General features: G+C 45.6%; 8 protein-coding genes. 3 read left to right on the top strand and 5 right to left on the bottom strand.

Features of this window, described 5'->3' with window-relative positions; all coding sequences use genetic code 11:
- Positions 1-667: 667 nt before the first annotated feature.
- The 3 genes from btsR to F0261_RS16040 form a co-directional block, all read right to left on the bottom strand.
- Positions 668-1396: a two-component system response regulator BtsR gene (gene btsR / locus F0261_RS16050; RefSeq protein ID WP_014978658.1), complete on the bottom strand. Its 729-nt coding sequence runs from the start codon at positions 1394-1396 to the stop codon at positions 668-670.
- 2 nt (positions 1397-1398) lie between these two features.
- A complete protein-coding gene (locus F0261_RS16045; RefSeq protein ID WP_171338432.1) occupies positions 1399-3084 on the bottom strand; it encodes a sensor histidine kinase in 1686 nt (561 codons plus the stop codon).
- Positions 3085-3206: 122 nt separating this feature from the next.
- Positions 3207-4700: a carbon starvation protein A gene (locus F0261_RS16040; RefSeq protein WP_171338431.1), complete on the bottom strand. Its 1494-nt coding sequence runs from the start codon at positions 4698-4700 to the stop codon at positions 3207-3209.
- Positions 4701-5046: 346 nt separating this feature from the next.
- Here F0261_RS16040 and prfC point away from each other — a divergent pair, with 346 nt between their 5' ends.
- The 3 genes from prfC (at position 5047) to F0261_RS16025 (ending at position 9255) form a co-directional block, all read left to right on the top strand.
- Positions 5047-6636 carry a peptide chain release factor 3 gene (gene prfC / locus F0261_RS16035; protein ID WP_014948726.1) on the top strand — a complete coding sequence of 530 codons (1590 nt, stop codon included), beginning with the start codon at positions 5047-5049 and terminating at the stop codon, positions 6634-6636.
- Between the two features lie 33 nt (positions 6637-6669).
- Positions 6670-8400 carry an arginine--tRNA ligase gene (argS, locus tag F0261_RS16030; protein WP_014948727.1) on the top strand — a complete coding sequence of 577 codons (1731 nt, stop codon included), beginning with the start codon at positions 6670-6672 and terminating at the stop codon, positions 8398-8400.
- Positions 8401-8688: 288 nt separating this feature from the next.
- Positions 8689-9255: an NADPH-dependent FMN reductase gene (locus F0261_RS16025; RefSeq protein ID WP_014978661.1), complete on the top strand. Its 567-nt coding sequence runs from the start codon at positions 8689-8691 to the stop codon at positions 9253-9255.
- A 42-nt stretch (positions 9256-9297) separates the two neighbouring features.
- Here the strand turns inward: F0261_RS16025 and F0261_RS16020 are convergent, their stop codons facing one another.
- On the bottom strand, positions 9298-9966 hold the full coding sequence (locus F0261_RS16020) for a pentapeptide repeat-containing protein (protein WP_171338430.1): 669 nt from the start codon (positions 9964-9966) through the stop codon (positions 9298-9300).
- A gap of 65 nt (positions 9967-10031) precedes the next feature.
- Positions 10032-11882 carry a methanol/ethanol family PQQ-dependent dehydrogenase gene (locus F0261_RS16015; RefSeq protein ID WP_171338429.1) on the bottom strand — a complete coding sequence of 617 codons (1851 nt, stop codon included), beginning with the start codon at positions 11880-11882 and terminating at the stop codon, positions 10032-10034.
- Between the last annotated feature and the right edge of the window lie 106 nt (positions 11883-11988).

Below are 11988 nucleotides of genomic sequence, written 5' to 3'. Positions count from 1 at the left end.
CTTATTATGTATTGCACAACTTTTGTATATTATCAATAGCATATATGCGGAAAATTTGAGAAGCGTCTCTTTTTAATAAATTTTTATTGTTATTTTAGAAAAAGTTTAATTTTTCGTGTTTTTTTGTATTTTTTCTGTACAGCTGTGTGGTCTGGAAAATTCATGGACATGCGCAAAAATTGTTTGATTTGGTACAGCAAAATGCGTCATAAAATTTTATTTTTATACTTTCGTCGCATTTTTTTTAAGTGCTTCGTGTAGTAGCTTTAATCTTAGAAAAGCAGTGCTAAGCAACATTTACGGCGAGGTTTGGCGCGAAGTTCGGGCAAATCGCGCTAACAACCGAAGAGGCAAAAAAGGCATTATTTGTGTGGAGTTTGGGTGAGACAAAGCGAAGCGAAATTTGCAAACCCCACTCTCATCGTGGTGGACCCAGTTTACACTTAGCGAGATTTAAGCGTTTTTTGTTCCGGCAGAATCTATCCATCAGTTAGTTTTGAAAAAATTGGACTTGGAGCGTGGAACGAGTAATTAACAGTTGCGAACACTACCGAAAACAATCGAGTTAAACGAGAAAGCCAATGATAAGCCCGCTGACGTGCGTTCAGACGGGTAAAAATAAAAAACAACGCTAGTTTCTATTTTTAAGATGCAGATTTCAAAGAGTCTACAACTGCAACAGCGACTTTAACTTTTTGAGATATCGACGGCTCACGGGAACTGAATCTCCCGTCTTCATTAGGAGCGTAGCAAGGCCATTATCCAAGAGTTTAATTTCCGCAACGCATGATAACCTCACCAAGTATTGCCGGTGACATCGAACAAGCGCGGTTCTCTCTTCTAAGGTTTTCAATGTGAGCTGCGTGTCTGCTTGTTGTTCTAGCGATCTAACATGTACGCCCGCCACATCGCTGTAAGCAAAATGAATATCAGATTCGGGTAGCAGTAATATGCGCTGATGACCTACGCAAGGAATATGTACTAATGTGGGGGAGGCAATGGCGTCAATGTCAGTTTGGGGCTGAGTTCTCTTTTTAAGCCTGGCAAGTGTTTTATCAAGCCGCTCTGGTTCCACAGGTTTGAGCAAGTAATCAAACGCGTTATCTTCAAATGCCTGAAGGGCATACTGTTCAAATGCGGTGACCAGCACAACATAAGGCATGGTGTTTAAATCAAGCATAGCCAGCATATCGAGTCCAGAGAGCTGGGGCATTTCTATATCAAGAAATATAACATCCGGACGGTGTTGTTTAATTAATGCCAACCCCTCTATGGCGTTCGCGGCTTCGGCTAAGACATATACTTCATTGGTTTCGTTGAGTAACTGGCAAAGCTCCTCTCTGGCGAGCGGTTCATCGTCAATAACAAGCGCGCGAAATGCTGAGTTCTTAGTCATTGTTAGCCCTGCTGATAGTGAGTGTGTGGAATGGAAAAGGACATCCGAGTGAACTGGTTAGTTCGACACTCGATCACCAGGCCTGCTTGTTGACCAAACTGGTGAATAAGCCGTTTATCTACAATATCCATCCCTAAACCTGCGTGTTGTTCTTTTTTGGGTTTGTACAAGCCTGCATTATCTTCAACGAGAATGTGAATGTGGTTATCTGTTGTACATCGTACATTCAAAGTTAAATGCCCACCCTCTATTCGTTGGGCGATACCGTGTTTAACCGCGTTCTCAACCAGTGGCTGTAACGTAAAACTTGGTAGAAGCGCTGACATGGCAGCATCGTCACACTTGATGGTAACCTGTAGGCGTTCGGCAAAACGCGCCTTCTCGATTGCCAGATAAGCATTAACGTGGTCAATCTCTTCTTTTAGTGTCACCACCGCGGTGTTTTGCTTTAAGTTTATTCTAAAAAAGCGTGACAAGCTTAGCACGAGCTCTCTGGCCCTTTTGGGATCGCGACGAATAATAGCGCTAATCGTATTTAGCGCGTTAAATAGGAAATGAGGGTTGACTTGTGCATGCAGCAGCTTGATTTCAGACTGTGAGAGCAGATCTTTTTGCTGCTGATACGCGCCGTAAACAATCTGACTAGACAGTAATTGAGCGATGCCTTCTGCCATTGACAGGGTAACCGTCGACATAAACTTCCGTTTGGGTTCGTAAAGCTTAATAGTACCTACCACCTCAGAGCCAGAGTGAAGTGGAATAATCAATACTGAACCCAGCGGACAATTTTTGTTTAATGTGCACTGATAAGGGCGCTCGGCTCCGTCTAAATGGACTATTTTGTTATTGTTCAGTGACTCCATCGTACTTGATGACGATATGGGGGTGTTTGGTAGGTGATGATCGGCACCCGTTCCGATAAACGCCAAAATCTTCTCTTTATCAGTAATCGCTACCGCTCCCACATTCGTTTCTTCATAGATAATGCGTGCTACTTTTTCTGCATTAATTGGGGTGAATCCAGATGTGAGCACGCCCACTGAGCGATCTGCTATGGATAGTGCACGTCGTGAAAAAGTGGCAGAGTACTTTTCAAAAATCGTTTTTTTGTCAGATAAAATACTGATAAAAAGTGCGGCCCCCACAGAATTTGCAATAACCATAGGTGCGGCTATAGCGCTGACCAGTGCGTAAGACTTTTCAAAAGGCTCAGCGACGGTAAGCAGTATAGTCATCTGAAACAACTCTGCTATGAAGGTAATGACACCAACTTTCCATGGGTTGAAAAGAGCTAGACTCTTGTTCTTGCGAACATAGTAAACGTGCATGAGGCCGCCGATAAGACCTTCCAGCGTGGTGGAAATAGCGCAGGCAACATCAGTAAAACCACCCAATGAATAACGATGGAGGCCGCCGGTCAACCCTACGGCAAACCCAACTACTGGACCGCCTAGTAATCCTCCTATAACTGCCCCAATGGCTCTGGTATTGGCAATGGCGTCGTCTATTTGCAGACCAAAATACGTGCCCAGAATACAAAAGGAAGAAAAAACTACATACACCAAGTAGCGGTGTTTGCGATGAGAAGAAATGCCGAGAATAGGGAGAAAAAGCGGTGTTTTACTCAACATATATGCGAGCACAAGATACACACACATTTGTTGAAGTAGCGAGAGTATGAGTTCCATGCTTGCCAATATTACCGCCGGTTAAAAATGAGCCTCATTATAACCCATGTCAAAAGTACAAAATAAATAGCCGCCCTAAATAAAGGGCGGCTCATCATATTACACGTGTTTAGTGTAGGTAGTTACGCGTCTACCGGTTGGGAGGGCTTTTCAACATTCACAGATGATGGCTCAAGCGGCGCTTCACCTTTCCCCTTGGAAATTCGAATGACGTAAACCGTGGTTATTAGCGATGCGATAAGCCCGATGGTTGTCGATACATTCATCGCCATACCGAAACCCAAGGTGTCGTTGTTTAGAATAAAGGTAACGCAAACGGCCGTCATAAATATTGCTGGTAACGTAGTTATCCAGTGCATTTTATTATGTCTTAGTAAGTATGCAGACGCGGTCCACAGCATCATGACGGCTGTTGCTTGGTTGGCAAATCCGAAGTAGCGCCAAATAACGCCGAAATCGACTTGGGTAAGAATACCGCCAAGCACAAACAAAGGGGCGGCCATGAACAAGCGGTTACGTATACCTTTTTGTTCAACGTTAAAGTACTCGGCCATGATAAGACGACTTGAGCGAAATGCGGTGTCGCCAGACGTAATAGGAAGAATAACCACGCCAAGAAAAGCCAGTACGCCACCAACAACACCTAAAAGACCGAATGATGAGGCATAGACAACGTTTCCAGGGCCACCATTGGTAATAGCTGCCGATAGTCCTTCTAAATTGTCGAAGTAAGAAAGGGCAATGGCACACCAGATAAGGGCAATCACACCTTCACCTATCATCGCACCAAAAAACACAAAACGTCCGTTCTTCTCGTTCTCCATACAGCGAGCCATAAGTGGGGACTGGGTGGCATGAAATCCAGAGATAGCGCCACAAGCGATAGTGATAAAGAGCGCCGGCCAAAGAGGCATATCGTTAGGATTTAAATTCGTCAGCATATCACTTGCCGAGAATTGGCTAAGTATCGAGTGCTGGTCAGAATAGCTGGCCGCGGCTAATAATCCCACCGACATGAAAATAAGAAGGGCTCCGAAAAACGGATAAAAACGACCAATAATTTTATCTACGGGAACAATGGTAGCCAAAATATAGTAGGCAAAAATAATGGCGACCATGGTGCCAACTTCAACATGCCATGATGTCTGATCATTAACGAGATTTGTGATCATGCCTGCGGGCGCTGAGACAAAAACTACACCTACCAGTAGAAGCAGCACAATAGCGAACAAGTTCATAAAGTGCTTAGCGCCTCGGCCCAAATAACGGCCAGATAAGCTAGGCACAGATTCACCATTGTTGCGAACTGACAGCATGCCTGAGAAATAGTCGTGAACAGCGCCGGCAAAAATGCACCCTAATACAATCCAAAGCATGGCAGCTGGGCCATATAGTGCACCCATAATAGGACCAAATATAGGGCCTACGCCAGCAATGTTGAGAAGCTGAACGAGATACACCTTCGGTGTAGACATGGGAACAAAGTCTACGCCGTCTTTTTGGCTATGTGCAGGAGTGGGGCGTGCAGGTGTGACGCCAAATACCTTCTCAACAAAGGCGCCATATATAAAGTAGCCAGCAATAAGCGCGGTTACGCAAATTAGAAACAATATCACAGGGCGTTGTCCTTATTCTTATAAATAGGGTCTATAAAAAGGGTCTGTCACTTGTGTTGTAAACGGTGTGTACAACAATGTTCGAAATAGGTTAACGATGTGAAAGTGTGTATGCATGAAAAAAAGCAGTGAGTGGTCGCATAGCAAATTAAGCGGTAGGGAGTATGTAATTTCGCTCTACTGTTACGTGCAGTAAAATGCTAAAATCCGCGCAATTAATTACCAAGCCGTATCAAGCGTTTTACCGCAATACTGAATTTGCGCGGAAAAGCATTGCTTATCCGTTATAAAACGCGCCTGTAAGTAATTGGTTTACAGGGATAATAGATAACGAAGATAAGTATTGATGTCAGATAAGAAGCTTCTAGAAGAGATTAAAAAGCGACGTACGTTCGCAATCATATCGCACCCGGATGCGGGTAAAACCACGATTACCGAAAAAGTATTGTTATTCGGACGCGCCCTGCAAACTGCCGGTACCGTAAAAGGTAAAAAGTCAGGTCAGCATGCTAAATCTGACTGGATGGAAATGGAAAAAGAGCGTGGTATCTCGGTAACCACCTCGGTCATGCAGTTTCCATATAGCGATCACTTAGTAAACCTGCTGGATACTCCGGGGCACGAAGACTTTTCTGAAGATACCTATCGAACACTGACGGCCGTTGACTCATGCCTTATGGTTATCGACGCAGCGAAAGGTGTAGAAGACCGAACCCGTAAACTTATGGAAGTCACCCGTTTGCGCGATACGCCGATTGTGACTTTCATGAACAAGCTTGACCGTGATATTCGCGATCCTATGGAACTGCTTGATGAAGTAGAAACCGAGCTTGATATCCTGTGTGCACCAATCACTTGGCCAATTGGCTGTGGTAAGAGCTTTAAAGGTGTATATCACCTTCACCGCGACGAAACTATTTTGTATCAAAGCGGCCAGGGTCACACTATCCAAGACGTGCGCATCATCAAAGGGTTAGATAATCCTGAGTTAGATACTGCAGTAGGAAGTGACCTAGCTGAAACCTTGCGTGACGAGCTTGAGCTTGTACGCGGTGCATCTAATGAATTTGAACAAGAGCTTTTCTTGGAAGGCCAGTTAACGCCAGTATTTTTCGGTACAGCATTAGGTAATTTCGGTGTTGATCATATGCTTGACGGTTTGGTTGAATGGGCACCTGCGCCACTTGGCCGCGAAACCGAAGAAGGGACTATTGAAAGTACCGATGGTAAGTTCAGTGGCTTCGTATTTAAAATTCAGGCCAACATGGACCCGAAACACCGTGACCGCATAGCATTCTGTCGTATTGTGTCGGGCAAGTACGAAAAAGGCATGAAAATGCGCAACAGCCGTTTAGGTAAAGATGTGCGTATTTCGGATGCATTAACCTTCTTGGCTGGTGACCGTTCATTGCTAGAAGAGGCCTATGCCGGCGATATCATCGGCTTGCACAACCACGGTACCATTCGCATAGGGGATACCTTCACGTCAGGCGATAACTACCGCTTTACGGGTATTCCAAACTTTGCGCCTGAGCTATTTAAACGCATTCGCTTGAAAGATCCGCTTAAGCAAAAGCAATTGCTGAAAGGGCTTATCCAGCTTTCTGAGGAAGGGGCGGTACAGGTGTTTAGACCGCTTGCCAACAACGATTTGATTGTTGGCGCAGTAGGTGTGCTTCAGTTTGACGTAGTTGTCGCTCGCTTGAAAGCAGAATACAACGTAGACGCGCTTTATGAGCATATTAACGTGAGCACTGCCCGCTGGGTTTACTCTGACAATGAGAAGAAGCTTGATGAATTCCGCCGTAAAGGTGAGCAAAACCTTGCACTAGATGGCGGCGATAACTTGACGTACATCGCACCTACTATGGTGAATTTACAGCTAGCGCAAGAGCGCTACCCTGATATTCAGTTCAAGAACACGCGCGAAAATTAAGCTAATAAAGATTAAACAAAGACACAATATATTATGAATATACATGCACTATTAGTTAACCGTTTCACTGAAGCTCTACAAGAAATGGGCGTAGAAAATGCGCCAGTGCCAGTTTCGCGCAGCGCTCGACCTGAATTTGGTGAGTATCAGTTTAACGGCGCGATGGCGCTAGCCAAGCAGCTTAAGCAAAAGCCGCGCGATATTGCAGAAAAAATTGTTGAGACTGTAAAGCTCGACGATATTGCCAGCAAGCTAGAAGTGGCGGGCCCTGGTTTCATCAATGTTCATTTAAATGACGAATGGCTGTCTAATCAGTGTGAGTTGTCGCTAACCGACCCACGTCTAGGCATTGCTAAGTCAAAAGAACAAAACATTGTTGTTGATTACTCATCGCCTAACCTAGCTAAAGAAATGCACGTGGGCCACCTGCGTACTACTATCATCGGCGATGCTGTGGTTAAAGTGCTTGAGTTCTTGGGCCACAACGTTATTCGTCAAAATCACATGGGCGACTGGGGGACACAGTTCGGCATGTTGCTTGCGCACCTTTCAGACAAGCTACAAGATGAAGTGGCTGAAACTGCGCTCTCTGATCTTGAAGACTTTTACCGCGAAGCGAAAGTACGCTTTGACGAAGAAGAAGGTTTTGCCGACCGCGCCCGTGAATACGTAGTTAAGCTGCAGGGCGGCGACGCTCAGTGTCTGGCGCTGTGGGAAAAGTTCATTGACGTGTCTATTGCTCACTCAGAAGAAGTGTACGACAAGCTAAACGTAAGCCTGACCCGTAAAGATATTATGGGTGAGTCGGCTTACAATGACGACTTGGCCAACGTAATAAGCGACCTTAAAGCGAAAGGCCTTGCAGTAGAAGACCAAGGTGCGCAGGTGGTGTTTATACCTGAGCTTGCTGATAAAGAAGGTAACCCTGCGGTTTACATCGTTCAAAAGTCGGGTGGCGGCTATTTATACGCAACGACAGACCTTGCGGCAATGCGCTATCGCAGCGGCAAGTTAAACGCTGACCGTACGCTGATTCTTACTGACGCGCGTCAGGCACTGCACTTCAAGCAAACTGAAATTGTGGGCCGTAAAGCGGGCTTTATGAAAGAAGAGCAAACCTACGAGCATTGCCCATTTGGAATGATGCTAGGCAGTGACGGTAAGCCATTTAAAACGCGTACTGGTGGTACGGTTAAACTGGTCGAATTGCTTGATGAAGCCGTTGAGCGTGCGGGTAAACTTATCGCAGAGCGCGACAACGATTTAAGTGAAGACGAGCTTAAAGAAGTCGCTCACAAGGTGGGTATTGGCGCTGTGAAATACGCTGACCTATCTAAGAACCGCACAACTGATTACATGTTTAACTGGGACTCCATGCTAAGCTTTGAAGGTAACACCGCGCCTTACCTTCAGTATGCCTATACCCGTGTGAAAAGCTTGTTCAGAAAAGCGGGTGTGGATATGGCCACCATGCCAGTAGATATCAATATTGCTGAGAAACAAGAGCACGCGCTAGCTGTATTACTTATGCAGTTTGAAGAGGTGATTGGTACAGTATCTCGTGAAGCCACGCCTCATGTACTGTGTACTTACCTCTATGATGTGGCTTCAGCATTTATGTCATTCTACGAAGCGTGCCCGATGTTAAAAGACGGTATTGAGCCAGCTGTACGCGATAGCCGTCTAGCGTTGTCAGCTCTGGTTGCCAAGACGCTAGAGCAAGGATTAACCCTACTTGGCATCGAAACACTAGAAAAAATGTAGTGTTCGCGGTACAACATACATATTGATAACAAAGAGGCTGACATTGATTGTCAGCCTTTTTTTATGCGAAACATAAGCGTCAACCCTACTACGCTCGTTTGCGCTAATTGTGATCCTTATACCAGTGGGCATAGATAATTGCGTACTCAGCGAGATTTAAAATGTTCGTAATCGCGGCGTGTAACCGCAGGTACAGTGGTATAACATTTCGATTAGAACCGATAGGGCGATAGCTTCCTATAAATCAGACAACTAGAACACTACTTAAATTAACGACAGGAAACTCAAATGACTAAGATCCTTGCATTTGCAGGTAGTACCCGTAAAGGTTCATTCAACCAAGCTATTATGAAAGTTGCCGCAGAGGGCGCACGTGAAGCTGGCGCAGAGGTTACCGTTATAGACCTCGCTGACTTTCAAATGCCGTTGTTTAATGAAGATGAGGAAGCCGAGTTTGGTATGCCTGAAAAAGCACAGGCGTTCAAAGAATTGCTAATGAGCCATGATGGTTTTCTTATTGCTTCACCAGAATACAACTCAAGCTATCCCGCACTGCTAAAGAATGCCATCGACTGGGCATCGCGTATGGGGGAAGGCGAAAAGCCATTACAAGCATATCGCGGTAAGGTGGCTGGAATTATGGCTGCGTCTGCTGGTGGGCTAGGCGGCATGCGCGTGCTGGTGGTACTGAGAATGCTACTTGAAAATCTAGGTACTATGGTGCTGCCGAACCAAAAAGCTATTGCGAAGGTAAATACGCTTATGGAAGATGGCGCCATTACGGATGAAAAGACGATTAAGCAGCTTAAAAATTTGGGTAAAGAAACGGCTGAGTTGGCAGGTAAAGTGTCTTAGACGAAAGCGACCTTGCTAGAGTAACCCCAAGGGGGCTCTAGCTTACCAGTCAATAGGACAGTTTATACATTCGTCCATGAAAGTGCCCTGAAATGTTGCGTAGTGGATGCGCGTGCCGGTTAGGTTCGCTCGATACAAACTTGCATCGTTCAGTTTTGCTTCCTGAATATTGGCGTTAATCAGTGAAGCACCTTCAAAGTTTGCTTTGTTCATCCAAACCCGCTCTAAGCGTGCGGCACGTAAGTTGGTGTTTACCATTGTCGCACCTGATAAACGCGCTTGGTCCAAGTTAGCACCTGAAAAGTTGGAGTTAGTGAAATCAACCCCTTGACCGAAAAGCGCCCAGCCATCTACGCCTTCTAAGTTAGCGTTGCGAACTTTTGAGCTGCGTAAATCGGCGTGTTTTAAGTTGGCGGTAGCTAAATCAGCGTGATCTAGGTTACTTTTCTTAAACGTCGCATAGCTTAAGTTGGCGTGCCTTAAATCTGTTTTGTTGAACTTAACGTTGGTGAATACTGCCCCGTACAAATTTGCATGGCTCAAATCAGCACCGCTTAAGTCTGTATCGCTACACACTGCCTTTGGTTTTATTTCACATCCGTTGATAATTTTCACGTCATCTTCGAAATCGGGAATGGCACTGGCAGTCGCTGAATGTAGGACAACTAATAATATGGTGAGTTGTTTGGTTGCTTTAAAACGTAAGCGCATAAGAGCTCCTTAATGCCGAGAAGCGTTTTCACCGCCTCTCGGTTTGGTTTGTTGCAAAGATAAAGCTATTGTTTAGCTACGTTTTGCTTTTTATTGTGATTAGGAAGTTTAAATACCCAGAACGAACCACCTTGCGCGACAGGTTTGGTGAGTTCAGCCATATCTCCTCCCCATAGAGGTACTGCACCACCATACCCTGACGCTAAGCCGATGTATTGCTCACCATCCTCTTCCCAAGTGATAGGGCATGAAATGATGCCCGAGCCCGTTTGGAACTTCCAAAGTTCTTCACCGGTTTCTTCGTCGAAAGCTTTGACATAGCCATCGCCTGTTCCGGTAATGATTAGTCCGCCTTTCGTCGCCAGAACTCCAGCCCACAAAGGGAGTTTCTCTTTGTGCGTCCATTTAATTTCACCTGAAATGGGGTCTACGGCACGAAGTACGCCCACATGGTCGTCATACATGCGCTTAATTCTAAAACCCTGTCCTAGGTAAGCGGCACCTTTCTTATAGGTCACTTCTTCCGTCCAGTAGTCTTCTTTCCAGTGGTTTGCGCCCATATAGAACCAGCCGGTATTCTGGCTGTAGGCCATCGGGTTCCAGTTCTTCCCGCCCAAGAATGGAGGCGATACCTCTATTGACTTTCCTAGTTTTTCACCCGGCTCAGGCAGTGGTGGGCGTTGTCCGTCTACTTCAACTGGGCGACCCGTGTCAGGGTCTATATGTGTGGCCCACGTAATGTTATCTACAAAGGGAAAGCCTCTGATGAATTCACCGTTTTGTCTGTTAACTACATAGAAAAAGCCATTTCTGTCTGCATGAGCCGTCGCTTTTATGAGCTTTCCATTATCGTAATAGTCGAATAGAACAAGTTCATTGTTGCCAGAGAAATCCCATGCGTCGTTAGGTGTATGTTGATAGAACCATTTAACCTCACCAGTGGTTGCATCTACACCCACTTGTCCGGAAGTATAAAGGTTATCCCAATCTCGCGGATTGCCGCCTTTGGCGGTGCGTTTCCATGTATTCCAAGGAGCGGGGTTACCTGCACCTATGATGATAGTGTTAGTTTCAACATCGAAGCTTGCACTCTGCCATGGTGCACCACCACCGTGGTGCCAAGCCTCAACCATTTCGCCGTTTTCATCCTTTGGCCACGTTGTCACTTCGTATGAACCACCCGTAGGTGTGCTGTCTTTTCCATTTAATCTGCCCATGTGTCCTTCGACAAATGGACGCATCCAAATCTCCTCACCGGTTTCAGGATCGCGTGCAAACAGTTTTCCTACAACACCAAACTCATCACCTGATGAACCGTGAATAAGCATAACCTTTCCTGACTTTTGGTCTTTAACAATCGTAGGTGCCCCCGTCATGGTGTAGCCTGCACGATAGTCTTCAAAGCGCTTCTTCCATTTTACTTTGCCCGTTAGTCGGTCAAGGGCAACAACGCCAGCATCTAGCGTACCGAAAAAGACTAAGTCACCATAAATGGCTGCGCCGCGATTTACCACGTCACAACACGGTCGAATACCTTCTGGAAGGCGGTGGGCGTAGTCCCACAACTTCTTACCTGTTTTTGCTTCATAGGCGTAGATACGGGAGTAGCTACCGGTTACATAGACAATACCGTCGTACACGATTGCCTGGGACTCTTGACCCCGTTGCTTTTCATCACCAAAACTCATCACCCAAGCCGGAGATAGCATGTGTACATTTTCTTTGTTGATTTGATCAAGTCCGCTGTAACGCTGAGCTTCAGGACCCATACCATACATCAGCACGTTCTCAGGCGTCTTGGCATCATTTTCAATGTCTGCCCATGTCACGCCATCGTCCGCATATAAATGTGAACTCGTACCTAAACCAATAATTACGCTTAAGGCCAATGAAGCCTTTGAATAGAACTTAGCCATAGTTTTATTTCCACTGTTACCTTGATGTTGTGTTAACAGTATGTAACTAATTAGAGGCTCTGATAAACGGATTCCGTCCTTCAAAATGCGGGAAAAACTCCCTTAG

The organism is Alteromonas sp. 07-89-2, from assembly GCF_013113925.1.
In the GTDB taxonomy this organism is placed as follows: Bacteria; Pseudomonadota; Gammaproteobacteria; order Enterobacterales; family Alteromonadaceae; genus Alteromonas; species Alteromonas macleodii.
This window is presented reverse-complemented; position numbering and strand designations above follow the sequence as displayed.